This window comes from Stenotrophomonas pictorum JCM 9942 (assembly GCF_001431585.1).
Classification (GTDB): Bacteria; Pseudomonadota; Gammaproteobacteria; order Xanthomonadales; family Xanthomonadaceae; genus Stenotrophomonas; species Stenotrophomonas pictorum.
Genome location: NZ_LLXS01000029.1, coordinates 13,450 through 36,607, shown reverse-complemented (window position 1 = coordinate 36,607; position 23,158 = coordinate 13,450). Strand labels below are relative to the sequence as shown.

General features: G+C 67.7%; 26 protein-coding genes. 10 read left to right on the top strand and 16 right to left on the bottom strand.

Going from position 1 to position 23,158, the window contains the following annotated elements; genetic code table 11:
* The first annotated feature begins 67 nt into the window (after positions 1-67).
* The 4 genes from ARC78_RS10440 (at position 68) to ARC78_RS10425 (ending at position 2,877) form a co-directional block, all read left to right on the top strand.
* Positions 68-559 (top strand): TPM domain-containing protein, encoded by a 492-nt coding sequence (locus tag ARC78_RS10440; RefSeq protein ID WP_054660205.1) that lies wholly within the window; start codon positions 68-70, stop codon positions 557-559.
* Positions 560-623: 64 nt separating this feature from the next.
* Positions 624-1,526 carry a prolipoprotein diacylglyceryl transferase gene (gene lgt, locus ARC78_RS10435; RefSeq protein WP_057506249.1) on the top strand — a complete coding sequence of 301 codons (903 nt, stop codon included), beginning with the start codon at positions 624-626 and terminating at the stop codon, positions 1,524-1,526.
* Entirely contained in the window at positions 1,523-2,317 is a 795-nt protein-coding gene (locus tag ARC78_RS10430) for a thymidylate synthase (RefSeq protein ID WP_054660203.1), read from the top strand. The genes lgt and ARC78_RS10430 overlap by 4 nt, the downstream gene beginning before the upstream one ends.
* Before the next feature lie 68 nt (positions 2,318-2,385).
* Positions 2,386-2,877: a dihydrofolate reductase gene (locus tag ARC78_RS10425; protein ID WP_057506248.1), complete on the top strand. Its 492-nt coding sequence runs from the start codon at positions 2,386-2,388 to the stop codon at positions 2,875-2,877.
* Positions 2,878-2,945: 68 nt separating this feature from the next.
* Here ARC78_RS10425 and ARC78_RS10420 read toward each other — a convergent pair whose 3' ends face one another.
* From ARC78_RS10420 to ARC78_RS10380, 9 genes are all read right to left on the bottom strand, one after another.
* Complete coding sequence (locus ARC78_RS10420) at positions 2,946-3,953, bottom strand: symmetrical bis(5'-nucleosyl)-tetraphosphatase (RefSeq protein ID WP_057506247.1); 1,008 nt, start codon at positions 3,951-3,953, stop codon at positions 2,946-2,948.
* Positions 3,953-4,336, bottom strand: a complete 384-nt coding sequence (gene apaG, locus ARC78_RS10415; RefSeq protein ID WP_054660314.1) for a Co2+/Mg2+ efflux protein ApaG — start codon at positions 4,334-4,336, stop codon at positions 3,953-3,955. Before apaG ends, ARC78_RS10420 begins: the two co-directional genes overlap by 1 nt.
* Positions 4,337-4,385: 49 nt before the next feature.
* On the bottom strand, positions 4,386-5,198 hold the full coding sequence (rsmA, locus tag ARC78_RS10410) for a 16S rRNA (adenine(1518)-N(6)/adenine(1519)-N(6))-dimethyltransferase RsmA (RefSeq protein WP_054660312.1): 813 nt from the start codon (positions 5,196-5,198) through the stop codon (positions 4,386-4,388).
* Positions 5,195-6,175 (bottom strand): 4-hydroxythreonine-4-phosphate dehydrogenase PdxA, encoded by a 981-nt coding sequence (pdxA, locus tag ARC78_RS10405; protein WP_057506246.1) that lies wholly within the window; start codon positions 6,173-6,175, stop codon positions 5,195-5,197. The genes rsmA and pdxA overlap by 4 nt, the downstream gene beginning before the upstream one ends.
* A 3-nt stretch (positions 6,176-6,178) precedes the next feature.
* Positions 6,179-7,516 carry a peptidylprolyl isomerase gene (locus ARC78_RS10400; protein ID WP_054659131.1) on the bottom strand — a complete coding sequence of 446 codons (1,338 nt, stop codon included), beginning with the start codon at positions 7,514-7,516 and terminating at the stop codon, positions 6,179-6,181.
* Positions 7,513-9,891 carry an LPS-assembly protein LptD gene (lptD, locus tag ARC78_RS10395; protein WP_054659137.1) on the bottom strand — a complete coding sequence of 793 codons (2,379 nt, stop codon included), beginning with the start codon at positions 9,889-9,891 and terminating at the stop codon, positions 7,513-7,515. The genes ARC78_RS10400 and lptD overlap by 4 nt, the downstream gene beginning before the upstream one ends.
* A gap of 99 nt (positions 9,892-9,990) precedes the next feature.
* Complete coding sequence (locus tag ARC78_RS10390) at positions 9,991-10,911, bottom strand: histone deacetylase family protein (protein WP_057506252.1); 921 nt, start codon at positions 10,909-10,911, stop codon at positions 9,991-9,993.
* 59 nt (positions 10,912-10,970) lie between these two features.
* Complete coding sequence (locus ARC78_RS10385; RefSeq protein ID WP_054659133.1) at positions 10,971-11,525, bottom strand: cob(I)yrinic acid a,c-diamide adenosyltransferase; 555 nt, start codon at positions 11,523-11,525, stop codon at positions 10,971-10,973.
* Positions 11,526-11,537: 12 nt separating this feature from the next.
* Positions 11,538-12,119, bottom strand: coding sequence for a hypothetical protein (locus tag ARC78_RS10380; protein WP_054659135.1), 582 nt, complete (start codon positions 12,117-12,119; stop codon positions 11,538-11,540).
* 117 nt (positions 12,120-12,236) lie between these two features.
* Here ARC78_RS10380 and ubiH point away from each other — a divergent pair, with 117 nt between their 5' ends.
* A complete protein-coding gene (ubiH, locus tag ARC78_RS10375) occupies positions 12,237-13,448 on the top strand; it encodes a 2-octaprenyl-6-methoxyphenyl hydroxylase (RefSeq protein WP_057506245.1) in 1,212 nt (403 codons plus the stop codon).
* Positions 13,445-14,623, top strand: a complete 1,179-nt coding sequence (locus tag ARC78_RS10370) for a UbiH/UbiF family hydroxylase (RefSeq protein WP_057506244.1) — start codon at positions 13,445-13,447, stop codon at positions 14,621-14,623. Before ubiH ends, ARC78_RS10370 begins: the two co-directional genes overlap by 4 nt.
* A gap of 133 nt (positions 14,624-14,756) precedes the next feature.
* Here the strand turns inward: ARC78_RS10370 and ARC78_RS10365 are convergent, their stop codons facing one another.
* The 7 genes from ARC78_RS10365 to ARC78_RS10335 form a co-directional block, all read right to left on the bottom strand.
* Positions 14,757-15,152: an EF-hand domain-containing protein gene (locus ARC78_RS10365; RefSeq protein ID WP_057506251.1), complete on the bottom strand. Its 396-nt coding sequence runs from the start codon at positions 15,150-15,152 to the stop codon at positions 14,757-14,759.
* A 442-nt stretch (positions 15,153-15,594) separates the two neighbouring features.
* Positions 15,595-16,317, bottom strand: a complete 723-nt coding sequence (locus tag ARC78_RS10360) for a hypothetical protein (RefSeq protein ID WP_054660435.1) — start codon at positions 16,315-16,317, stop codon at positions 15,595-15,597.
* Between the two features lie 64 nt (positions 16,318-16,381).
* Complete coding sequence (locus ARC78_RS10355; protein ID WP_057506250.1) at positions 16,382-17,302, bottom strand: SMP-30/gluconolactonase/LRE family protein; 921 nt, start codon at positions 17,300-17,302, stop codon at positions 16,382-16,384.
* A gap of 103 nt (positions 17,303-17,405) precedes the next feature.
* Positions 17,406-18,458 (bottom strand): 23S rRNA (cytidine(2498)-2'-O)-methyltransferase RlmM, encoded by a 1,053-nt coding sequence (rlmM, locus tag ARC78_RS10350; RefSeq protein ID WP_054660871.1) that lies wholly within the window; start codon positions 18,456-18,458, stop codon positions 17,406-17,408.
* A gap of 71 nt (positions 18,459-18,529) precedes the next feature.
* Positions 18,530-19,090, bottom strand: coding sequence for a nucleoside deaminase (locus tag ARC78_RS10345; RefSeq protein ID WP_057506243.1), 561 nt, complete (start codon positions 19,088-19,090; stop codon positions 18,530-18,532).
* The gene (locus ARC78_RS10340; protein WP_054659852.1) at positions 19,090-19,476 is read right to left on the bottom strand and encodes a hypothetical protein; all 387 of its coding nucleotides are present in this window, start codon (positions 19,474-19,476) and stop codon (positions 19,090-19,092) included. Before ARC78_RS10340 ends, ARC78_RS10345 begins: the two co-directional genes overlap by 1 nt.
* A 91-nt stretch (positions 19,477-19,567) precedes the next feature.
* Positions 19,568-21,325 (bottom strand): glutamine--tRNA ligase/YqeY domain fusion protein, encoded by a 1,758-nt coding sequence (locus ARC78_RS10335; RefSeq protein WP_054659851.1) that lies wholly within the window; start codon positions 21,323-21,325, stop codon positions 19,568-19,570.
* 100 nt (positions 21,326-21,425) lie between these two features.
* Between ARC78_RS10335 and ARC78_RS10330 the strand changes: the two genes are divergently transcribed.
* The 4 genes from ARC78_RS10330 to ARC78_RS10315 are packed head-to-tail and all read left to right on the top strand — an operon-like array spanning position 21,426 to position 23,120.
* Positions 21,426-21,668 carry a hypothetical protein gene (locus ARC78_RS10330; RefSeq protein ID WP_145974318.1) on the top strand — a complete coding sequence of 81 codons (243 nt, stop codon included), beginning with the start codon at positions 21,426-21,428 and terminating at the stop codon, positions 21,666-21,668.
* On the top strand, positions 21,659-21,925 hold the full coding sequence (locus ARC78_RS10325; RefSeq protein ID WP_054659847.1) for a putative signal transducing protein: 267 nt from the start codon (positions 21,659-21,661) through the stop codon (positions 21,923-21,925). Before ARC78_RS10330 ends, ARC78_RS10325 begins: the two co-directional genes overlap by 10 nt.
* Positions 21,926-21,955: 30 nt before the next feature.
* Positions 21,956-22,606, top strand: a complete 651-nt coding sequence (gene msrA / locus ARC78_RS10320; protein ID WP_054659856.1) for a peptide-methionine (S)-S-oxide reductase MsrA — start codon at positions 21,956-21,958, stop codon at positions 22,604-22,606.
* A gap of 4 nt (positions 22,607-22,610) precedes the next feature.
* Positions 22,611-23,120, top strand: coding sequence for a flavodoxin family protein (locus ARC78_RS10315; protein ID WP_057506242.1), 510 nt, complete (start codon positions 22,611-22,613; stop codon positions 23,118-23,120).
* Positions 23,121-23,158 lie beyond the last annotated feature (38 nt).

Below are 23,158 nucleotides of genomic sequence, written 5' to 3'. Positions count from 1 at the left end.
CCATGCAGGCGCTCGCCGGCGGCGGTGGCGGTCGCTCGGGAGGCGGTGGCGCCTCGGGGAGCTGGTGATGCGCTGGTTGCGCCATCTGTTCTCGCCCTCGGCACAGGCCGCGTTCCCGGAAGCGAGTCTGGACCGGATCGCCCATGCTATCGCCGCCGGCGAGCGCCTGCATGGCGTGCAGGTGATGTTCGCGGTCGAATCGGACCTGTCGCTGGCGGCGCTGTGGAACGGTGTCACGCCCCGCCAGCGCGCCGAACACGCCTTCGCCCTGCTGCGGACCTGGGATACGCAGGCCAACAACGGCGTGCTGATCTATCTGCTGCTGGCCGACCGGGCCATTGAAATCATCGCCGACCGGGGTCTGCGCGAGGTGATCGAGGCCGCGCAATGGCAGAGGATCTGCGATCACCTGCGCGAGCAGTTGCGCAACGGCGACCGTGAAGCGGCGGTGCTGGCAGCGGTGGCCGAGGTTTCGCAGCTGCTGGCCGCGCACTTTCCAGCGGATCCGACCCGGCGCGCGGGCAACGAACTGCCGGACCGGCCGCAGCTGCTCGATTGAGCCGGCGGTTGACGCGGGGGATGCAGCCCCGAGAATAGGGGCTTGTCTGCCACTGCGTGCCCACATGATCTACCTACACGACATAGACCCCGTCGCCTTCTCGCTGGGGCCGATCAAGGTGCACTGGTACGGCATCATGTACCTGCTCGGTTTCGCCGCCGCCTGGTGGCTGGGCCGCGTGCGCATCCGCGCCGGACGTCTGCCGGGCGTGGACATGAACGGTTTTTCCGATCTGCTGTTTTACAGCATGCTCGGCGTGGTGCTGGGTGGGCGTATCGGCTACATGCTGTTCTATGCCAGCGCCGAATGGCTGGCCAACCCGATGATCCTGCTGCGGGTGTGGGAAGGCGGCATGAGTTTCCACGGCGGCCTGCTGGGCGTGCTGATCGCCGGCTGGTGGTGGACCCGCAAGCACAGGCTGCACTTCTTCGACACCATCGATTTCGTCGCGCCGCTGGTGCCGCTGGGCCTGGGGTTCGGCCGGCTGGGCAATTTCATCGGTGGCGAGCTGTTCGGCAAGTTCACCCATGCCGGCTGGGGCGTGATCTTTCCGCATGCGCCGCTGAAGGATGTGCCCGCCGGCCTGCCGAGCATGCAGCAGCTGATGTCGGCCGCGCAGATCCAGCAGGATTACGCCGCCGGTCTGCTCAACCAGTACGCCCGGCATCCCTCGCAGCTGTATGAAGCACTGCTGGAAGGGCTGGTGATGTTCGTGGTGCTGTGGCTATATTCTAGGACGCCGCGCCCGCGCTATGCCGTGTCGGGTCTGTTCGCGCTGCTGTATGGCAGCTTCCGCTTCCTGGTCGAGTTCGTGCGCATGCCCGACAACGGCGTGTACGTGGCGTTCGACTGGCTGACCCGCGGGCAGATCCTGAGCCTGCCCTTGATCGGGCTGGGGCTGGTACTGCTGGCCCTGTCGCGGCGCGCGCCGGTATTGCAGCCGGCAGTGGCGGGAGAAAAGGCGTGAAGCAGTATCTGGAGCTGTTGCAGCATGTGCTCGAGCACGGCAGCGAGAAGTCCGACCGCACCGGTACCGGCACCCGCAGCGTGTTCGGCTGGCAGATGCGCTTCGATCTCAACCAGGGTTTCCCGCTGGTCACCACCAAGAAGCTGCACCTGCGCTCGATCATCCACGAGCTGCTGTGGTTCCTGAAAGGTGACACCAACATCGCCTATCTGCAGGACAACCAGGTGCGGATCTGGGACGAGTGGGCCGACGCCAACGGCGATCTCGGTCCGGTCTATGGCAAACAGTGGCGCAGCTGGGCCACCGCCGACGGCCGCGAGATCGACCAGATGCAGTGGCTGGTGGAAGAGATCAAACGCAATCCGGATTCGCGGCGGCTGGTGGTCAGCGCCTGGAACGTGGGCGAGCTGTCGCAGATGGCGTTGATGCCGTGCCACAACCTGTTCCAGTTCTACGTGGTGGACGGCAAGCTCAGCTGCCAGCTGTACCAGCGCAGCGGCGACATCTTCCTCGGCGTGCCGTTCAACATTGCCAGCTATGCGCTGCTCACGCATATGGTGGCGCAGGCCACCGGGCTGGGGGTGGGGGATTTCGTGCATACGCTGGGCGATGCGCACCTGTATTCGAACCACTTCGAACAGGCCCGCGAGCAGCTGGCACGCGGGCCGCGCGCGCTGCCGACGCTGTGGTTGAACCCGGAAGTGGCCGATCTGTTCGGTTTCACCTTCGATGACATTCGCATTGACGGCTATCACCCGCATCCGGCGATCAAGGCGCCGGTGGCCGTGTGACTTAAAAAGGCAAATGACGTCCGATAAGCCGGTGCGCTTATACTGGCCCGCCGTAAACGGTGCTTGCAATGAAGCTGTCGCTGATTGCTGCTTTGGACCGCCAACACGGTATTGGTCTGCACAATCAGATGCCTTGGCACCTTCCTGATGATCTGAAGCACTTCAAGGCGCTCACCCTTGGTAGGCCAGTATTGATGGGGCGCAAGACCGCACAGTCGCTGGGTCGGGCGTTGCCCGGTCGCACCAACCTGGTGCTGACGCGCAGCGGACAGGTGCCGTTCGAAGGGATGCGTGCGGTGGTTTCACTCGATGAGGCCCAGGCGGTTGCCCGGGGCGAAGGTGCGCAGGAGCTGTGCGTGATCGGCGGCGGCGAGGTCTATCGCCTGTTGCTGGACCAGGCCAGTGATCTGTATCTGACCTGGGTGGACACCGCGGTGGTGGCCGATACGCATTTTCCGCAAGTGGATCCGGCGCAGTGGCAGGAAGTGGACAGCCAGCCGCACGCGGCCGACGAGCGGCATGCCTTCGCCTTCCGGTTCGCGCACTACGTCCGGCGCTGATCAACAGACCCGTGGGAAACGCCGCGACCTTTGCATGACCATCGGCGGCTGCGCCGATGGTCCGCGCTTCATTCGCCCGGGGCGGGCTTGTGCGGATTGCCGCCAGGGTGGTTGGTACCACCACCACGCGGACGATGCCGGCGCGGACGCCGGCGTTGCTCGGCGCGCTCGTGGTTGCCGCCGGCCTCCGGGCGCGGCTCGACACGCCGCTCCGGTTGCGGCCTGCGTGGCGGCTGCGCGCCCGGTACCGGCGCCGGGACATCGCGGCCGGGAACCTGCACCACGCGCAGTTCTTCGCTGTCCAGCTGCAGCGCGGTGAGTTTGCCGCCCCACACCGCGCCAGTGTCGATCGCATGCACGCCCTGGGTGATGGTCAGGCCCAGCGCCGACCAGTGACCGCAGACCATTTTCAGCTCGCGCTCGACCCGGCCCGGGACCTCGAACCACGGATACATGCCCTGCGCCTGGGTGCCGGGCGTGCCTTTGTCTTCCATGCCGATACGCCCGCTGGGGGTGCAGTAGCGCATGCGGGTGAAGATGTTGATGATCGCGCGCGAGCGGTCATAGCCGCTCAGGCCCGGCGACCACGCCGGCTTGTCGCCGTACATGTTGCGGAACAGTTTGCGGTAGCCGTTGCCATGCAGCTGCTGTTCGACTTCCCGGGCGTGCTTTTCGGCCAGCGCCACGGTCCACTTCGGCGCCAGCCCGGCATGGAACATCATCCAGCCCAGCTCGCGGTCCACATGCAGCAGCTTCTGCGAGCGCAGCCACTCCAGCAGCACGTCGCGGTCCTCGGCCAGCACGATGCGCTGCAGGTCCGGATTGACCTTGCGCTGTTCCTCCTCGCTGCGCGCGCCGACGGCCAGCAACGACAGGTCATGGTTGCCGAGCACGGTGACGCTGTGCTCGCGCAGCGAATGCACCAGTCGCAGCGTCTCCAGCGATTGCCCGCCGCGGTTGACCAGATCGCCGCAGAACCAGAGCCTGTCCGCGGCGGGATCGAAGTTGATCTTTTCCAGCAGGCGCTGGGTGACGTCGTAGCAGCCTTGCAGATCGCCAATTGCCCAGGTCGCCATCAGTGCAGCGTCCTGGGAATGGAAAGTACGAACGGCGCGATGGGCGCGGTGAACTCGGTGCCGTCATCGGCGACCATGTCGTAATGGCCCTGCATGGTGCCGCGTTCGGTGCCGAGCATGATGCCGGAGGTGTAGCGGAACTCTTCGCCGGGACGCAGGCGCGGCTGTTCGCCGACCACGCCGTCGCCATCGACATGTTCGACCCGGCCTTCGCCATCGGTGATGCGCCAATGGCGGCTGATCAGCCTTGCGGGCACGGTGCCCCGGTTGTGGATGCGGATCGTGTAGGCGAACGCGAAGCGCCCGTCTTCAGGGGCCGACTGGTCGTCTATGAACCGGGGGGTCACCTCGATCTCGATCGCGTAGTGGCGGGAATCTTCCATGCGGGGAGTGTAAGCAAAAGCAGGTGGTCGGATTGCCCGAACCGTGCGGTCAGGCGCGCGGCGCATTGGCAAGCTTGATGAAGTCGGCCACTTCCAGCTGTTCGGCGCGGGCATCGCTGCGCACGCCGGCCGCTTCGAACTGGGCCTCGTCGCAGACGCCGTTGAGGGCGTTGCGCAGTGTCTTGCGGCGCTGGCCGAAGGCGGCCTTGACCACCTCGGCAAAACGCTTGTGGTCGTCGATGCCGATGCTGGACGGATCGCGTGGCACGAGCCGCACCACGGCCGAATCGACCTTCGGCGGTGGCCGGAAGGCGCCCGGCGGTACCACGAACAGCGATGTCACCTCGCACGAGGCCTGCAGCATCACGCTGAGGCGGCCATACACCTTGCTGCCGGGGCCGGCGGCCATGCGATCGACCACTTCCTTCTGCAGCATGAAGGTCATGTCCGAAATCGCCGCAGCGTGTTCCAGCGCGTGGAACAGGATCGGCGAGGAGATGTTGTAGGGCAGGTTGCCGACCAGGCGGATCTGCGCACCGGCGGCCAGTTCGGTGAAATCGACCTGCAGCACGTCGCGATGGACGATGGTCAGCTCACCCAGCGGCGCGGCGGCCTCGGTCAGAGGCGCGATCAGGTCGCGGTCGAACTCGATGACGGTCAGCTTCGGGTGGCGCCGCAGCAGCGGGAAGGTGATGGCGCCCTGGCCCGGGCCGATCTCGACCAGGCGGTCGCCGGCTTTCGGGTTGACCGCCATGACGATCTTTTCGACGTAGTGCTTGTCAGCCAGGAAGTGCTGGCCGAGCTGCTTTTTCGCAGGAGCGGTGAAGCCGGTGCCGCTGCGCGGGGAATGTGGGGAATTCATCGGGCGATTTTACGTTGTGCAGCCAGCCGGGCACACAGCGCGGTGGCGGCAAACAGGCTGGAAGGATCGGCCACGCCTTTGCCGGCGAGGTCCAGGGCGGTGCCATGGTCCACCGCCACGCGAGGGTAGGGCAGGCCCAGGGTGATGTTGGTGGCCTGTTCGAAGCCGCTGTACTTGAGCACCGGCAGGCCCTGGTCGTGGTACATGGCCAGCACCGTGTCGAAGCCGGCCAGCTTGGCCGGCAGGAACGCGGTATCGGCCGGCAACGGGCCGATCAGGTCCAGGCCTTCGCCACGCAGCTGTTCCAGCAGCGGGATCATCACCTCGATCTCCTCGTGCCCCAGGTGCCCGTTCTCGCCGGCATGCGGATTCAATCCGAGCACCGCGATCCGTGGCCGCGGCAGGCCGAAATCGCGGCGCAGCGCCGCATGGGCGGTGGTGATGACCTTGCGCAGGTTCTGGGCCGTTATGGCGTCGGCGACTTGGCGCAGCGGCAGATGGGTGGTGGCCAGCGCCACGCGCACGATGTCGTTGGCCAGCATCATCACCACCTCCACGCCGGCCTGGTGGGCGAGCAGTTCGGTGGTGCCGCTGTAGGCGATGCCGCCCTGGTTGATCACCGCCTTGTGCACCGGGCCGGTGACCACCCCGTCCAGCGTACCGTCCAGGCAGGCCTGGCCGGCGCCCAGCAGGGCATCGATCACCGCACGGGCGTTGCGCGGATCGGCATGGCCGAACTGCGATGGCGCCGCGTTGCGGATCTCGCGCAGGCGCAGATCGCCGGGCCGTGACGCCTGGGCCTGTTCGGGCAGCAGCTGCAGCGGCAGATCGAGCGCGGTGGCGGCCGCACGCAGCGTCTCGGGGTCCGCAAACGCCAACAGCCGGCAATCACTGCGCGGCTGTTGGGCGAGGCGAATGCAAAGTTCCGGGCCGATCCCGGAGGGCTCGCCCGGAACCAGAGCGAGCTGGGGAATCATCGGTCAGGGCTGCTGCGGAGTTTCGGCCGTGTTTTCGGCACGATCACCGCTGCGGAAGCTGACATAGGCCTCGCCACGCAACTCCTGCAGGAAGCGGTTGTACTCGTCTTCCAGCTTGCGGCGGCCGATGGTTTCGCGGATCTGGGCGCGCTTGTTGTCATCGGTCACATCGGTCTGGCGCGAGGCCACGCGCTGCACGATATGCCAGCCGGCATCGGTGCGGAACGGCTGGCTGACCCCGTTGTCGGCCAGGCTTTCGACCTGCTGGCCGAAGTCCGGGCCGAACGCATCGGCCGGGAACCAGCCCAGATCGCCACCTTGACCCCGGCTGTTGGCGTCATCGGAGGATTCCTTGGCCACGGCCTGGAAATCGGCACCGCCGACGATGCGCGCGCGCAGGGTTTCGATCTTGGCCTTGGCGGCGGCCTCGTCCTGCTGCTCGGTCACCCGCGCGAGGATGTGGCGGGCGTGGAACTCGGTCACGGTACGGGTGTCGCCGGCGTTGCTGTCACGCACTTCCACCAGTTTCAGCAGCTGGAAGCCGCTGGGGCCGCGGATCGGGCCGAGCACATCGCCGGGCTTCAGCGTCTTGATCTGGTTGGCGAACGCGTTGGGAATCTCGTCAGCGCTGCGCCAGCCCAGATCGCCGCCTTCCAGCGCATTGGGGCTGTCGGAATAGCGCACGGCCGCGGCGGAGAAATCCAGCTCGCCCTTGTCCAGCAGGTTCTTGATGCCGTCGACCTTGCTCTGGCCGGTGCTGATCTGCTCGGCGGTGGCGCCTTCGGGCAAGGCCACCAGAATGTGGGCCAGATGGTACTGGGTGCCGCCGGCGTTCTGCTGGGCCAAGGCGGCGTCCACTTCCCCTTCGCTGACGCTGATGCGGCTCTGCGCGAAACTCTGGCGCAGGCGCTGCACGATGATCTCCTCGCGCACGGACTTGCGGAAGTCCTCGAAGGAAATGCCGTCCTGGGCCAAGCGCTGGCGCAGGCCCTCAAGCGAGGTGCCGTTCTGCTGGGCGATGCTGCCGATGGCCTGGTTCAGTTCCTGGTCGCTGACCCGGATGCCACTGCCCTCGGCGCGGGCGGCCTGCAGCTTGACCAGCACCAGACGCTCCAGCACCTGGCGCTCCAGCACCGCATCGGGCGGCAACTGGACTTCACGGCCGGCGTACTGGCTCTTGATGTTGTTGACCGCGCGCTGCAATTCACTCTGCAGCACCACATCCTCGTCGACGATGGCGGCGATACGGTCCAGTGGCTGCAACTGCTGGGCAACCACGGGGGCGGACACGCCGGAAAACGCCAGCAGTGTGGCGAGGATTGCAGGTAGGGTTTTGGTCATGGAATCAGATTCGGATCGTAGTCGTCGTCGTTCGCTTCGATGTTGCTGGGCGGAACGAGGTACAGGTCGTCTCGGTTGTAGCCGAGAATAGCACGGCGCAAGGTGCGGTCCGTGTCCTGCCCGACCGAGCTCAACCCCTTGAGCACAAACTCGATCTGGAAGGAGTTGTTGAGATCGCCCTCGCGGTTCTTCACGTAGCGACGGGCCAGTGCACGCACCGCCAGACAGCAGCTGTCCCACTGCACGCCACCGATGATTTCCAGCGGCTTGCGATCGGTATCCAGCAGCGAATAGTAGTAGCGGCCGACCACGCTCCAGCGCGGATTGATCGGGTACAGGAAGGAGAAGTCCACCTGTTTGAGCTGGTCCGAGCCATTACCGGGATTGCGCCGGTAACGGTAGTTCACGTTGACCACGCCGTCGTCCGGAAGCAGGTAGCGCGCGCGCAGGCTGGCCAGGTCCTCCTTGCGGAACTTGGGGTTCCACTGGTAGCTGGTGCCGACTGTCCAGCGGTCGGTCACTGCCCAATTCATGTCCGCCACCCACGCCGACTTACCCTGGTCCAGCACCGGGTCATTGGGATTGAGCGTGACCCGTGAATCGTCGAAATAGCTGATCTGGCCGATGCTGGCCGAGAGCTTCTCGCGACCATCGGCCTGGCGGATCAGGCGCGTGGTCAGCGCCGTGGTCAGCTGGTTGGCATCGTTCTGGCGATCGGCGCCGGTATAGCGGGAGTCGCGGAACAGCTGGCCCCAGCTGAACGTGAAGGCGCGCGTGTCGAACAGCGGTATGTCGCTCTGGTCACGGTAAGGCGTGTTCAGGTAGAACACCCGCGGTTCCAGCGTATGCAGATAGGACTTGCCGCCGAGGGTGGTCTCGCGGTCGAAGAACAGCCCGGCATCGATGGTGGTGATCGGCAGGCTGCGGGTCGGGTTGCGCTCGCCGCTGAGGCCGTCGGCCAGCTTCCTGTCCAGCTGGTAGGCGGTATAGCGCCAGGCCAGGGTCGGGGTGATGTACCAGGACGCGCCGGCCAGCGGCATCGAGACGTAGGGCTTGATGTCCAGGCGTGAACCGCCGGGCCTTTCAGACACACTGCCATCGCGCTCGTATTCGCGGTCCGCGCCGAACTTGCCATGGATGTCGTCATGGGTGAAGCGCACCGCTTCGGCATAGATCCCGGCTTCGAACCAGCGGCCGAAGCTGTCGTCCCAAGTCGCGTACAGGCGCGGCTGGCGGCTGTAGGGGAGCGAGGCCTCGGTCAGGGTGTAGTCGGTCAGCTGCCAGTGGTCGGCCATCAGGCCGGCCGTCCAGGTGCGGCCGGTACCGTAGATGCCGGCGGTGCTCTGCAGGTTGGAGGCGGTGACACCCAGCAGGCGGTTGGCGAAGTCTTCCAGGTAACGCTCGTCGCTGACCCAGGCCAGGCTGGAGCGCGCCTGCCAATGCGTATCGATGTTGTGGTAGCCGCTGAACTCCACTTTGCCGCGATCACGGTCGCGCAGCGAGTCATTGGGCATGTAGGCGGTATCGAGCTGCCCCCGGCCGCCGGAGTACAGATAGCGGAACTCGTTGTCCAGCATCAGCCCGCGCTTGCTCATGTAGCGCGGTGTCAGGGTGTCGTCGTAGTTCGGCGCCAGGTTGAAGTAGATCGGCTGGGCGTAATCGAAGCCGTTGCGGCCGGACAGGCTCAGCTTGGGATAGAGCAGGCCGGTCTGGCGGCGGTCATCGATGGGAAACTTGAAGTAGGGCGCATACAGCACCGGCACCTTGCCGATCCTCAGTACCGCGTTGCGCGCGGTGCCGAAGCCCTCGTCGTTGTCCACTTCGATCTGTGGCGCGACGAGTTTCCAGATCGGCTGCGAGGGATCGCAGGTGGTGTAGGTGGAATGGTGCATCTGCCCGATCGCGCCCTGCAGGTCGATCGATTCGGCACCGCCATTGCCCCGGCGCGACACCAGCTGGTACTGGATGTTGCTGATCTTGTGGGTGTCGCTTTCCTGGTTGCCCTCGGCGCGCTCGGCCACCATCCGGATCGACGAATCCGAATAACGCACATTGCCCTCGGCGATGTAATTGCCGGTCTCCGTATCCAGACGCAGGTTGTCGGTGCCCATGAACTGGTCGCCGCGCTTGAGGATCACGTTGCCCTGGTACTGGGGGACCGTGCTGGTGCCGGTGAGCTCGTTGCCCTCGATGTCGGTGGGCAGCTGCTCGCGGGCCGCGGCGGCGGCCTTGTCGGCCTGCGGGGCTTCGTTGAAGGCGGGCAACACCTCGGTGGCTGGGCACAGGCCCCAGTTCACCGGCTTGTCATCGGCCATGGCAGGCAGACAGATGGCGATGCTCAGGGGCAGGGGCAGCAGACGGAGGGCTCGGCGCACGCGGTTCGATTTCAAAGAAAACGGCCGCTAGCTTGCCGCATCACCTGCATGGGGGCAATGAAGAGTGTCGCGCAGAGCCGGGCAGGGTTCATGCGTGGGCTAGGGGGCCAGCAGGGCCCCGACATGGGCCACGCTGCATTCGCCCAGGGCGTGCAGGTCGTAGCCGCCCTCCAGCATCGACACCACCCGGCGGCCGCCATGGCGGTTGGCGATGGCGACCAGCTCGGTGGTCAGCCAGGCGAAATCCTCGGTCTCGACCATCAGGTCGGCCTGCGGGTCACCCCGGTGCGCGTCGAAGCCGGCCGAGATGAGCAGCAGCTGCGGGCGGAAGGCGTCTATCTGCGGCAGCATGTCGTCGGCCCAGGTGTTGCGGAAGCGGAAGCTGTCACTGCCCGGCGGCAGCAGGATGTTGCAGATGTTGCCGACTCCGCGTTCGCGCATGTTGCCCGAATAGGGAAACAGCCCGGACTGGTGGGTGCTGTAGTAGGCCACCTTCGGATCGGCTTCGAAGATGTCCTGGGTGCCATTGCCGTGATGGACGTCGAAATCGACGATGGCGATGCGTTCCAGGCCGTATTTGTCGCGGGCATAGGCGGCGGCGACGGCCACATTGTTGAACAGACAGAAGCCCATCGCGGTATCGGCGGTGGCGTGGTGCCCGGGCGGGCGCACCGCGCAGAAGGCGCGGTTGTGGTCGCGCTCCAGCATCACCGCATCGACCGCGGCCACCCCGGCACCGGCGGCATGGACGGCCGCGCCGGCCGAGCCGGAAGAGGCGAAGGTGTCCAGGTCGATGCGTCGCAGTGGCGCGGTCTGCACCTGCAGGATGTTGTCGATCAGCTCGCGGCTGTGCACGGCGGACAGCTCGCCCAGTTTGGCGGCCGGCGCCTCGCGCCATTGCAGCTGATGCGGGAATGCGTCCTGCAAGGCGGAGATCACCGCGCGCAGGCGCTCCGGCGACTCGGGGTGGTCGATACCGGGGTTGTGTTCAAGGCAGGCGGGGTGGGTGAATACCAGCATGTCCGCACTGTAACGGTCGACGCCGCGCAATGCGCGGCGTCAGAAGGGCGGGCCGGGAATCAGCCGCGACGGCGCTCGTGGTTCCACAGCACTTCGCCATGGCCGTCGGCACGGGCCAGGACACGGGACAGCACGAACAGCAGGTCCGACAGGCGGTTGAGATAGCGCACGGCTTCACCGCGCACCTCCTCCACCCGGGCCAGGGCGACGGTCTCGCGCTCGGCGCGACGGACGATGGTGCGGGCCAGATGGCAGCGTGCCGCGCCTTCGCCGCCCGCCGGCAGGATGAAATCCTTCAGCGCCGGCAGGTCGTCGTTGTAGCGGTCCAGGTGCTGTTCCAGGGCGTCGATGTCGGCGGCATGGATGGCAGCATGGCCGGGAATGCACAGCTCGCCGCCCAGATCGAACAGCTGGTGCTGCACGGTGGTCAGCAGTGACCGGATATCGTCCGGAATCTGCACGGCCAGCAGCACGCCGATGGCCGAGTTGGCCTCGTCGACGGTGCCGTAGGCGTTGACCCGCAGCGAATCCTTGCCGGTGCGGCTGCCATCGCCCAGACCGGTGCTGCCATCGTCGCCGGTGCGGGTGTAGATCTTGGAAAGACGGTTGCCCATTGTCCGGCGCCCTCAGTGCGCGGCGCGGTTGGCGGCCGGCTGCCTGCCGGCCACCTCCACCAGTGCCTGCACCACGGCAGCGCCGGTGGTGTACAGGGCGGCGGTGCGCAGGTACGGCAGCAGCCAGTCGGTGTAGTTCTTGGCCCAGCCGGCGAAGGTCGGTTCACTGACCGCGGCGCTGATCCAGTAGAAGCTGCCCTGCGCGATCAGGTGGCACAGCGCCACCGAGCCGATCAGGGTGCCGGCCAGCAGGCCCAGCGACTTCCAGCTGGTACCCGCGTAGCCGCGGCGCAGCAGCATGCCGCCGGCCCACATCGCGAAATAGGCCGGAATCAGCATCCAGTACGCGGCCGAGACACAGTAGTGCTGCCAGAAGCTCATGCCCTGGCTGGAAATCACCGCCCAGTCCACGGCCACGGCCAGCGCCATCAGCGCCGGGAACGCCCGGCGGGTCCAGCTGCGCAGGTAGAAGCCGCCGATGAAGAACACCGCCCACGAGGCATCCGGGACCGGTGCGAAATGGTTGATGCGGGTGCCGGCCATCAGCAGCACGAGCAGTGACAGGATGAGGGCGCGTTGGACGTTGGCGGTCATGTCGATGATCGGGTTCCGTTAATCAGACGGCCATTCTAGCCGCTGTGGCGGGAAGCTGCGGTTGCGGCGCCGCATCGGCGCGGCGAACCGCCGGAGCGAACGCTTTATCATTGCGCCATGAGCAATAACCATGACGTAGTGATCGTCGGTGGCGGACTGGTCGGTGCCAGTCTGGCCATCGCACTGGACCGGCTGGGGCTGGATGTGGGCCTGGTCGAGGCCACGCCCGCCGGCGCGCTGCCGGCGGTGTTTGACCAGCGCAACCTCAGCTTTGCCGCGGCCACGGTCAACGCGCTGACCGGGCTGGGGGTGATGCAGCGGCTGGTCAATCCGGGCGGGCCGATCCGTCGCATCCATGTCAGCCGTGCCGGTGATTTCGGCCGGGTGGTGATGCGTGCCCAGGACTACGGCCGCGAGGCGTTCGGCCAGGTGGTGGTGGCCCGCGATTTCGGTGATGCCCTGGAAGCCGGGCTGGGCGCGCTGAAGCAGCTGACCCGCTACCGCCCGGCGAAGTTTGTCGGCCTGGGGGATTGCGCTGACGGCCGCCGCGAGGTGGTGATTGCCGGCTATGCCGGCGAGCAGCGCCTGCGCGCGCGGCTGGTGGTGGGCGCCGATGGCACCCGCAGCGCGGTGCGCAAGGCGCTGGGTATCGAGGTCAGCGAGCACGATTACCGGCAGACCCTGCTGGTGGCGCGGATCCGTGCGGCCAAACCGCCGGATGGCAGCGCCTACGAGCGCTTCACCGATACCGGCCCGACCGCGTTGCTGCCGCGTGGCGACCGCCATTACGGCGTGGTCCATGGCGTGGCGCGCGCGCAGGCCGAGGCGGTGATGGCGCTGGACGAGGCGGCCTGGCTGGCACGGGTGCAGGACGCGATGGGCTGGCGCGCCGGGCGCCTGCTGGAAAGCGGTCCGCGCAGCGCCTATCCGCTGATCCAGGTGCTGGCACAGAGGCTGGTGGGCGAGCGTGCGCTGCTGTTGGGCAACGCGGCGCAGACCATCCACCCGCTGGGTGCGCAGGGCTTCAACCTCGGCCTGCGCGATGCGTTGACGCTGGCCGAGCTGATCGGCGACGGCATGCTGGATCCGGGCAGCGATGCGCTGCTCACGGCCTACGTGCAACGGCGTGCGCCGGACCGTGAACAGACCGTGGCCTTTTCCGACGGGTTGGCGCGACTGACCAGCAACGCCACGCCGCTGTTGCGGCCGTTGCGCAGCCTTGGGCTGGTCGCGGCGGCGCAGGCCAGTGCGGTGCAGTCGTTCCTGGTTGGCGGGGCAATGGGATTCCGTGGCCACGTGCCGGAACTGTGCAGGAGCGAAGGGCGATGAGCCGGCGTGGACAATGGGATGCGGTGGTGGTCGGTGGCGGTGTGGTTGGCGCGGCCTGCGCACTGGCGCTGGCCGGTGAGGGCTTGCAGGTGGGGCTGGTGGAAGGCCGCGAGCCGTCGCCGTGGTCGCCGCAGCGGCCGGATCTGCGCGTGTTCGCCTTTGCCGCCGACAACGCCGCGCTGCTGCAGGCGCTGGGGGTGTGGGCACAGATCGAGCGCGCGCAGGTGTGCCCGTACCGGCGCATGTCGGTCTGGGATGCCGCCGGTGGCGGCGATCTCACCTTCGATGCGGACACCCTGGGCCGGCGCGAGCTGGGCTGGATCGTCGAGAACGGATTGCTGGTGGACCGGCTGTGGGCGGCGTTGCCGGCGGCCGGAGTGCAGGTGTATTGCCCGGCACGGGTGGAATCGATGGAGCAGGACGCGCACAGCGTGCGGCTGCGCCTGGACGATGGCCGCCGCGTCGAAGCGGCCATCGCCATTGCCGCCGATGGCGGCGAATCGACTCTGCGCACGCTGGCCGGACTGGAGGTCAGCAGGCACGACTATGGCCAGCGCGGCGTGGTCGGCTACATCGACAGTGAGCGGCCCAATGAGGCCACCGCCTGGCAGCGCTTCCTGGATACCGGTCCGCTGGCGGTGCTGCCGTATGAAAAGTACCGCAGCTCGATTGTCTGGACCCTGCCCGATGCCGAGGCCGAGCGGGTGCTGGCGCTGGATGATGCCGCGTTCGGGCGCGAACTGACCAACGCCTTCGCCGGACGGCTGGGGCCGATGACACCGGTCTCGCCGCGTGCGGCGTTCCCGCTGCGCCGGCAGCTGGCCAAGGCCTATGTCGCCGGCCGCGTGCTGACCCTGGGCGATGCCGCGCATGTGGTGCATCCGCTGGCCGGGCAGGGCGTGAATCTGGGCCTGCGCGATGTGGCCGGGCTGCGTGATCTGGTGCGTCAGGCCCGGCAGCGCCGGCAGGACTGGAGCACACCGCACCGCCTGCAACGCTGGGCGCGCACCCGTCGCAGCGAGAACACGGTTGCCGCCTACAGTTTCGATGCGATCAACACGCTGTTCTCCAACGACGAGATGCACCTGACCCTGGCGCGCGGCACCGTGCTTGGCCTGGCCGGGCGGCTGCCGCCGCTGCTGTCGATGCTGTGGAAGCGCGCCGCCGGCGTCTAGCCGGCCTTGCGCCTGCCGGGAGCGCAGTCAACAGCCGGCTCCGCCGTTGGATCATCGGCGGCGAAGCCCCTTCCGGCGGGCGGCCCGGACGCCGTCCAACCGGGGATTGGAAGCGCGCGTCGGGGGCGTGGCCTCAGCGCAGCCAGCCGGCCAGCTGGGCGCGGTCCAGGCGTCCGCTGCGGCTGCTGTCCAGTGCGTTGAACTCGGCATCCAGGGTGGCATGGGCCTTGGCTTCGGCACGGCTGATGAAGCCGTCGCCATCGGTATCCAGCGCCTCGAAGTCGATGCGGTAGTCGCCGATCACGCTGTCGGGCTGGATCGAGCGGACGATGACCTGTGCCTGGTCCGGGGTGGTGCGCACCTGCACCTGGTGGGTGACCTCGCCGCTGGCCAGGGACTGGCGGCGCACATTGGCCGGCGGGTCGGACCGCAGTGGCGCGGTGATTGCCGGGTCCCGCGCAACGTTCTGCGCGTGGGCAGAGCAAAGCGGGACCAGCAGCAGCGTCAACAGGCAGGAAATCCGGAACATGCACACCTCGTCGCGATAGGGGAACGGTGCCCGCGTTCCGCACCTGGGTGATCGGCTCCATCCGGCCGTCCCGCGGCGCCTTGCCCGGGCGGCCGGTGTGGAGGTGTCGAGCGTATCGACCGCGCGCGCGGTCGAGGGCCGCCTTGGCGTCCTCGCGGCGGATGAAGCCACCGTGGTTGCGGTCCAGCGTGGCGAAGTCGCTATGGTAGCCGCCCCTGCGGGAATGCGGGCGGCGCAGGTCCACAGGACCGGTGCGCCATTCCCGGCGCGGTTGATGTTGCCGGCCTGTCCGCCGAATACGGCCAGGCCAGCGCTGGGGAGCCGCGCAGCGGCAAGTACCCGAGGCGGCCTGTGCATCGCGTGACGCCCTGGTGGAGTGGCCGGTGGCGCCCATCTGCGGCAGGCAACGGCCCGTGCACTGCAAAAAAGGCGGTGCCGGGTTTCAGCCCGGAATGAACGGGAATACCAGTTTCAGCAGGCCTTTCAGACCGCCCTCGGCGGTGCTGGCGATGGCCTTGGCACCGAGACTGTTGAGCGCGCGGCGGACATCGTCCCAGCGCAGCTGGGTGATGTCCTTTTTCAGCAGTTCGGCCACTTCCTCGGCGGTTGGCGCGAGTTTTTCCAGCGCGGCGAGGGTGGCCTGCGGATCGGGCTGCAGGTAGTTCCAGCGTTCGGCGATCTTCAGCAGCGTGTCAAAACGCACCGCCACCACCTCGCGGTTGCGTTCGTACACCGGAATGGCGCCGACCTCGACGATGGCCTGCTCGAAGCGCTGCGCATCGTCGGGATGTTCGATGCGGATGGCCAGAAAGCCCTCCTTGCGGCTGCGCTCGGTGACATGCCGGGTGCCGGCGCGCAGATTCTCTTCGGTCAGCACCGTGGCGACGATGCGCTGCAATGCGGCGTCGCCTTCTTCGGGCACCAGCGCCCGCCAGCGCGCGTAGCCGTCGCGGCGCAGTCCTTTGACCTTGGCCGGGGTGACCCGCAAGCGCAGCGCCACGGTGGCGTTGGAGTCGCTGCGGGCGATCGCGCCATCGCGTTCGAGCAGGATGAAGATCAGCAGTTCCAGATCGCGTTTGGTCAGCGACTGGAAGCCCTGCAACAGCGTCAGCCGCAGGAATTCGGTGCCGAAAGCGGCCGGGTCGTTCAGTTCGATCGCATGCATTGGTTCTCTCCCATGGCCGGCAGCATGCCCGATCGCCGTTGCGCAGGCTGAGACGGCGCCGCGTTCAGCGATGGGGGGCCGGCTGCTGTCCGTATTCACGCCCGGGCTGCTCGGCCTGGAAGGTTTCCACCGCACCGCGGTCCTGCAGCGTGACGAACACCTGGCGGCCATCGGCCCCGCCGAAGGCCACGTTGCTGGGCTTGCGACCGGTCAGTGGCACTTCGCGCAGCAGCGCGCCCTCGGGCGAGACCACCGCCACCACCCCGGCGTCATAGCGGGCGATATACAGGTTGCCGGCGGCATCGCAGCGCATGCCGTCCAGGCCGTGATCGTCGAAGCGGATCAGCAGGCGCTTGTTGGAGAGCGCACCAGCCGCATCCCGGTCATAGACCCAGACAGTGCGCTGCACGCTTTCGTTGACGTACAGGCGGCGGCCGTCGGGGCTGACTTCCACCCCGTTGGTGGTGCCCATGCCGGCTTCGAGCAACTGCACGCGGCCGTCGCGGTCGATCCGCCACAGCTGGCCGTTGTCGACCTTCGTCCAGTCCGGATCGCTGGCGTAGAGCGTGCCGTCCGGCGCCAGGGCGAGATCGTTGGGCTGGTGGGCGGCGGGCAGGTGGGCGAACACGCGCACCGCGCGGCTGGCCGGATCGATCGCCAGGATGTTGTGGCGCGGGTAGTCGGCCACGTACAGCGTGCCGTCGGCGCCGAAGCGGAGGCCGTTACCGACACTGCCGTCGGGCAATTCGACGAACAGTTCGGCGTTGCCCTGTGCATCGACACGGCCGATGGTGCCGTCGCGGCCGAAATTGACCACGTACAGCGCGCCATCGGGGCCGGTCGCCGGGCCTTCGATACCGGCGGTGAAAACGCCTTCGGCGACGTGGTCGCGGGCCACGAATGCCGGTGTGGCCGCCAGAGCGCAGGCGCTCAGGCTGAAGGTGAGCAGGGCGGCGGCGGGGTGAAACAGGGCGATGCGGGAAATGGCGGCGACCTCCTCAGAACAGGAGGCCGAGTGTGCCAGAGGCGTGAGGCGCCGCCGAACGCGGTTACGCCGGCAACCGTGCGCGCCCACGCCAGTGGCCGGCTCAGCGCCGCGACGCGGGGGTGGCGAACACCGTGATCTCTTCGCGGTCGTGATAGAGCTGCTTGGCGCGAATCGTCAGCGGCCTGCCGGCCTGGTCGGCGAACAGGTCCAGGCACAGCTGGGTCTCGTCCCAGCGCTTTTTCATCGGCAGCTTGAGATTGAAGATGGCGTGCCTGCACCAGCCCTCGCGGAACCAGGTGGCCATGCGTTCGGCCACTTTGCGCGGCTGTTCGACCATGTCGCAGACCATCCAGTCCAGCGGGGTTTCCGGCTTCCAGTGGAAGCCGTCGGCGCGCAGGTGTTCGACCAGCCCGGTGTCGAGCACGTGCTGGCGCAGCGGGCCGTTGTCGATGCTGGTCACCTTCAGGTGCTGACGGGTCAGCACCCAGGTCCAGCCGCCGGGGGCGGCACCCAGATCGGCCGCGCGCATGCCGGGTTTGACCAGCGCTTCGCGCTCTTCCGGGGTGAGCAGGGTCAGCAGGGCCTCGTCCAGCTTCAGCGCCGAGCGCGAGGGTGCGTCGGGCAGCAGCTTCAGGCGCGGAATGCCCAGCGGCCACGGCGCGCTGTCGCGGGTATCGGCGACGGTGACGAAGGCGTGGGTGCCGTCGACGAACACGATATGCAGGCGCGGCAGCTTGCCGTTGGCCTTGTCGGTGAGCAGGCCGGCCTTGCGCAGCGCCGGGCGCAGCGCATTGCCGAAGCTGCGGGCCAAGCCGGCCAGCGGTTTGCCGGCGTCCGAATCGGGATGTTCCACCCACAGGTCGCCAAAGCGCGGCTGGCCGTCCAGCGCGGCGATGATCGGGGTGATGCGGTCGGCCGGGTCCAGCTGCGGCAGTTCGGCCAGCACCCGCAGTTTCTGCCGGGCGAAGATCAGCTCGCGCCAGGCCAGGCGCTGGTCCAGCGCTTCGGCGTCGTCGGTGACGAAGACCACATAGCCATCGTTGCGCTGGGTGCGCGCGTAACCGGCAATGCCGGCCAATCCCGCGCGCTGGTTGAGTTCTCCGGCCAGTTCCGGTTCAAAGCCCTGACGGCAATAGCACAGCAGGCCGGTCATTGTGATTCCTTGGGGATGCGGGGATGGAGGTTGCCGGCGCGGCGTAGGGCGGCGCCGGCAGGAGGGCGTGCTCAGTAATGCGCGCCGTTGCTCAGGCCATAGCGGTGCAGCACCGCGCGGGCGGCCTCGCGGTTGAGCCCCTGCACGACCTCGATGCCGCGCCTGTTCAACTCGCCCACCCAGTCGGCCGGCAGCGGGCCTTCGTCGAACGGGGTCAGCTCTTCGACATCGGTCGAGTTGGCGCCGATCAGCAGGCGGTCGATGCCCGCCCACACGGTGGCGCCGTAGCACTGGCAGCACGGCTGCGAGGAGGTGGCCAGGGTGACCGGCGACAGCACCGCGTTCAGGCGCGGGGTCTGCAGGCGCTGCTGGGCCAGCATGTAGGCCATGTTCTCGGCGTGGGCCAGCGAGGTGCTGTGCGGCACCACGCGGTTCACCGCCGCGGAGATGATCCGGTCATCCGGACCGAACACCGCCGCGCCGAACGGGCCGCCGGTTTCCGCCTCCACGTTCAGGCGCGACAGCTCGATCGCCAGGGCGACCTTGGCTTCGTCGCCGGGATAGGCGCGCTCGCTGTCGATGGCTTCGTGGATCCAGGCGGGAAGGGTGAGGTGGACTTGCGCGTACAGCATCAGGGGTCGGTTTCCGGGTTGGTCGTGAGCGGGCGGCGCAGTGCATCGGCCGGGGCCGGATTGCTCCGGCATTGGCCCTGGATGCAGCGGCAGCCCTGGATTTCGGTGAAGCCACACACGCCCATCATGCCCTGTGCCTGGCAGCGCGCCTGAACCCCGGCCGGATCGACCGGGCTGGCGACATTGACGCAGGCCGGAGACGCGCCGCAGCAGTTGCCGACATTCTTGACCGTGCAATCGGCGTCACCGCGGCAGCTGCGGTCGATAACCACGGCAGGCGGTGACGAGGCCTGGGGACGGGCCGGGAGGGTTTGGGGGGTGGCCGGGGCGCCGCAGGCGGCGAGCGCCCACAGCAGCAGAATGAGCAGGACGGGCAGACGGACCATAGCGGCTTCCTGTTCCAGGACGGGGCCATGGTAGCCCCGTCACGGCATAGGAAGCGGTCGCCGCGTCAGGGCGGCGACCGGTCCATGCAACTCAGCCGGCGGTCCAGGTGTCGCGCAGGGTCACGCTGCGGTTGAACACCGGCTTGGCCGCGGTGTGGTCGTGGCGGTCGGCCACGAAGTAGCCGGTGCGCTCGAACTGGAACGACTGCTCCGGTGTGGCGCTGGCCGCGGCCGGCTCGAGGTAACCGGTGACGACCTTGCGCGATTCCGGGTTCAGGTAATCGCGGTAGGTCTTGCCTTCTGATTCGTCGTCCGGGTTCTGCACCGAGAACAGGCGGTCGTACAGACGGATTTCCGCTTCCACCGCGTGCTGCGCGCTGACCCAGTGGATGGTGCCTTTGACCTTGCGGTTGGCGCCTTCCATGCCCGGGCGCGATTCCGGGTCCAGCCAGCCGCGCAGCTCGACCACGTTGCCGTCGGCGTCCTTGATCACTTCATCGACGCGGGCGATACCGGCGCCGCGCAGGCGGATCTCGCCGCCCGGTACCAGCCGCTTCCAGCCCTTGGGCGGGACTTCGGCAAAGTCCTCGCGCTCGATCCACAGCTCGCGGCCGAACGGCATCTCGCGGGTGCCGAAACTCTCGTCCTTGGGATGGTTGCTGAAGGTCAGCGTTTCGGCGTGGCCCTCGGGCAGGTTGGTCAGCACCAGCTTGAGCGGGTCGATCACCGCCATGCGGCGCGGCGCGGCGCTGTCGAGCACCTCGCGCAGGGCGCCTTCGAGCACGCTGAAATCGATCAGCGAGTTCTGCTTGGAGATGCCCACGCGCTCGGCGAACAGGCGCATCGCCGCAGGGGTATAGCCGCGGCGACGCAGGCCCTGCAGGGTCGGCATGCGCGGGTCGTCCCAGCCATCGACCAGGTTCTCGGTGACCAGCGCCATCAGCTTGCGCTTGCTCATCACCGTGTAGTTGATGTTCAGGCGCGAGAACTCGATCTGGCGCGGCTTGGCCGCTTCGCGCGGCAGGCCCTTGTCCACCAGCGGCTGGGTCAGCGCGTCGTCGTGGGCGAAATCGACGTTGTCCACGCACCAGTCGTACAGCGGGCGGTGGTCTTCGAACTCCAGCGTGCACAGCGAGTGGGTGATGCCTTCCAGCGCATCGCCCAGGGCATGGGCGAAGTCGTACATCGGGTAGATCGGCCAGGCGTTGCCGGTGTTCTGGTGCTCGACGTGCTTGATCCGGTAGATCGCCGGGTCGCGCAGGTTGATGTTGCCGCTGGCCATGTCGATCTTGGCGCGCAGGGTGCGGGTGCCATCGGGAAACTCGCCGGCGCGCATGCGCCGGAACAGGTCCAGGTTTTCCTCGACGCTGCGCTCGCGGTAGGGCGAGTTGCGGCCCGGTTCGGTCAGGTTGCCGCGGTAGGCGCGCACTTCCTCGGCCGACAGGTCGCACACGAACGCCTTGCCGTCGCGGATCAGTTTCTCGGCGGCCAGGTAATAGGCCTCGAAGTAATCCGAGGCATGGCGCAACTCGTTCCATTCAAAGCCCAGCCAGCGCACGTCGTCCTGGATCGCGGCCACGTACTCGGGGTCTTCGCGGGCCGGGTTGGTGTCGTCAAAGCGCAGGTTGCACACCCCGGAGAACTCGCCGGCGATGCCGAAGTTCAGGCAGATCGACTTGGCATGGCCGATGTGCAGGTAGCCGTTGGGCTCGGGCGGGAAGCGGGTCTTGATCGCGGTGTGCTTGCCGCTGGCCAGGTCCTCGCGGACGATCTGGCGGATGAAGTCCCGCTTTTCGGCAGGAGCGTTCTCCGGCGTGGCGTCGGCGGTGGGATGCAGGTTCTCGGACATGGAGGCACAGCGGTTTTGGGAGACGGCAAGTTTAGCCGAGCCGGCCGCCGCCTGCCGCTGGAAGGCCTATGCTGGAGCTTCCCGCCACCACGGAAAGTCCATGGATCGCTCCCTGCTGGTGATTGGCAGCAAGCACCGCGCGACCCGGTCGCTGCGGTTGCGATATGCCGGCGGGGCGGGCGGTGCGTTCGGGTTTGGCGGGTTGGGCATCGTCGATGCGGTGTTCACCCCGGTCGGGGCGCCCTTTGACGGCTTCAGGGGCGCCGCGTGCGGCCGGGGAAACCGGACGGCTGGTGGCCACCGCTGTGCCGGCCACGAGGAACGGAGAGGACGATGCAACTGATCTACCAGACCAACAACCTGTTCGACGCGCATCTGGTCAAGCATGCACTGGAGGATGCGGGCATCCCGGCGTTCGTGTTTGGCGAATCGCTGCTGGGCGCCGGCGGCGAGCTGCCGCTGTTTGGCGTGCTGCGCGTGTGTGTGCCCGATTCGGCCCGGCCCGAGGCCGCGGCGATCGTCAGCGCGCTGGGCTTGGACGAAGGCCCTGCTGACCCCATTGGTGATAACGATGAAGCGCCGGGATTCCTCCCGGCCTGAGGAGTGGACATGTTGGGAATCGGCCAGGGGTTGTTGGGGATCGGCGCGTTCAAACAGCGGCTGCCGCGTCCGGAAGAGGCATTGCCGGGGCGTGATGCGCCGCTGCCGCTGCACAACGTGCATTTCGTCAACGGCCAGCCGCTGCAGGCCGACTTCAGCGGTCTGGATGTGCTGGACCTGGGCCTGGGCTGTTTCTGGGGCGCCGAGCGCAAGTTCTGGCAGCTGCCGGGCGTGGTCACCACCGCGGCCGGGTACCAGGGCGGCGTCACTCCGAATCCGACCTACGAGGAGGTCTGCTCCGGGCTGACCGGACACACCGAGGTGGTGCGGGTGGTGTTCGATCCGGCGCAGGTGTCGCTGGAGACGGTGCTGCGCACGTTCTGGGAGAACCACGACCCCACCCAGGGCATGCGCCAGGGCAACGATACCGGCACCCAGTACCGCTCGGCGATCTACTGCCACAGCCAGGTGCAGCTCGAACTGGCGCTGGCCAGCCGCGATTCCTACCAGCAGCAGCTGGATGCGGCCGGCTATGGCCCGATCACCACCGAGATCGCGTTCCCGGCGCCGCCGTTCTACTACGCCGAGGACTACCACCAGCAGTATCTGGCCAAGAATCCGGGCGGCTATTGCGGCATCGGCGGTACCGGCGTGAGCTGCCCGCTCGGGCTGGGCCTGTGAGCTGATGGGCGCGGCGCCGCGGCAGCTGCTGGTGGTGTGGCATTCCTTCACCGGGGCCACGCAGGCGATGGTGGAAGCGGTGGCCGCCGGCGCGCACGAGGCGGCCGGGGATGCGTTACAGGTGCGTTCCTTGCGCGCGGCCGAGGCCGGCGCTGGGGATGTGCTGAGCGCCGATGCGGTGCTGTTTGCCACGCCCGAGACGCTGGCCTCGATGAGCGGGGCGATGAAGGATTTCTTCGACCGCAGCTATTACCCGCTGCTGGGCCGCTGCGACGGCAAGCCGTATGCGCTGCTGGTCTGCGCCGGTTCCGACGGCCAGGCGACCATCGCCCAGCTGCGCCGTATCGCGCTGGGATTGCGCTTGCGCGAAGTGGCCGAACCGCTGCGGGTATGCACGCAGGCGCAGACCGCCGAGGCGATCACCGCGGCCAAGACGCTGCCTGCAGAGCAACTGGCGCGGGGCCATGAACTGGGCGCGCTGCTGGGAGCCGGGCTGGAACTGGGAATTTTCTAGCGGGCAAACAAAAAGCGATGTGTGCTGCGCGCGGACCT

Bases quoted from the DNA above. Each gene is read 5' to 3' on its own strand.
- apaG (WP_054660314.1), bottom strand. From the start codon at position 4,336: ATGGAAGATTCCCGCCACTACGCGATCGAGATCGAGGTGACCCCCCGG.
- ARC78_RS10315 (WP_057506242.1), top strand. From the start codon at position 22,611: ATGGGCGCGGCGCCGCGGCAGCTGCTGGTGGTGTGGCATTCCTTCACC.
- ARC78_RS10385 (WP_054659133.1), bottom strand. From the start codon at position 11,525: ATGGGCAACCGTCTTTCCAAGATCTACACCCGCACCGGCGACGATGGC.
- ARC78_RS10425 (WP_057506248.1), top strand. From the start codon at position 2,386: ATGAAGCTGTCGCTGATTGCTGCTTTGGACCGCCAACACGGTATTGGT.
- lgt (WP_057506249.1), top strand. From the start codon at position 624: ATGATCTACCTACACGACATAGACCCCGTCGCCTTCTCGCTGGGGCCG.
- ARC78_RS10345 (WP_057506243.1), bottom strand. From the start codon at position 19,090: ATGCTGTACGCGCAAGTCCACCTCACCCTTCCCGCCTGGATCCACGAA.
- ARC78_RS10340 (WP_054659852.1), bottom strand. From the start codon at position 19,476: ATGGTCCGTCTGCCCGTCCTGCTCATTCTGCTGCTGTGGGCGCTCGCC.
- ARC78_RS10420 (WP_057506247.1), bottom strand. From the start codon at position 3,953: ATGGCGACCTGGGCAATTGGCGATCTGCAAGGCTGCTACGACGTCACC.
- ARC78_RS10400 (WP_054659131.1), bottom strand. From the start codon at position 7,516: ATGACCAAAACCCTACCTGCAATCCTCGCCACACTGCTGGCGTTTTCC.
- ubiH (WP_057506245.1), top strand. From the start codon at position 12,237: ATGAGCAATAACCATGACGTAGTGATCGTCGGTGGCGGACTGGTCGGT.
- rlmM (WP_054660871.1), bottom strand. From the start codon at position 18,458: ATGACCGGCCTGCTGTGCTATTGCCGTCAGGGCTTTGAACCGGAACTG.
- pdxA (WP_057506246.1), bottom strand. From the start codon at position 6,175: ATGATTCCCCAGCTCGCTCTGGTTCCGGGCGAGCCCTCCGGGATCGGC.
- ARC78_RS10440 (WP_054660205.1), top strand. From the start codon at position 68: ATGCGCTGGTTGCGCCATCTGTTCTCGCCCTCGGCACAGGCCGCGTTC.
- rsmA (WP_054660312.1), bottom strand. From the start codon at position 5,198: ATGAATTCCCCACATTCCCCGCGCAGCGGCACCGGCTTCACCGCTCCT.
- ARC78_RS10365 (WP_057506251.1), bottom strand. From the start codon at position 15,152: ATGTTCCGGATTTCCTGCCTGTTGACGCTGCTGCTGGTCCCGCTTTGC.
- ARC78_RS10325 (WP_054659847.1), top strand. From the start codon at position 21,659: ATGCAACTGATCTACCAGACCAACAACCTGTTCGACGCGCATCTGGTC.
- ARC78_RS10380 (WP_054659135.1), bottom strand. From the start codon at position 12,119: ATGACCGCCAACGTCCAACGCGCCCTCATCCTGTCACTGCTCGTGCTG.
- ARC78_RS10390 (WP_057506252.1), bottom strand. From the start codon at position 10,911: ATGCTGGTATTCACCCACCCCGCCTGCCTTGAACACAACCCCGGTATC.
- ARC78_RS10370 (WP_057506244.1), top strand. From the start codon at position 13,445: ATGAGCCGGCGTGGACAATGGGATGCGGTGGTGGTCGGTGGCGGTGTG.
- ARC78_RS10335 (WP_054659851.1), bottom strand. From the start codon at position 21,325: ATGTCCGAGAACCTGCATCCCACCGCCGACGCCACGCCGGAGAACGCT.
- ARC78_RS10360 (WP_054660435.1), bottom strand. From the start codon at position 16,317: ATGCATGCGATCGAACTGAACGACCCGGCCGCTTTCGGCACCGAATTC.
- ARC78_RS10330 (WP_145974318.1), top strand. From the start codon at position 21,426: ATGGATCGCTCCCTGCTGGTGATTGGCAGCAAGCACCGCGCGACCCGG.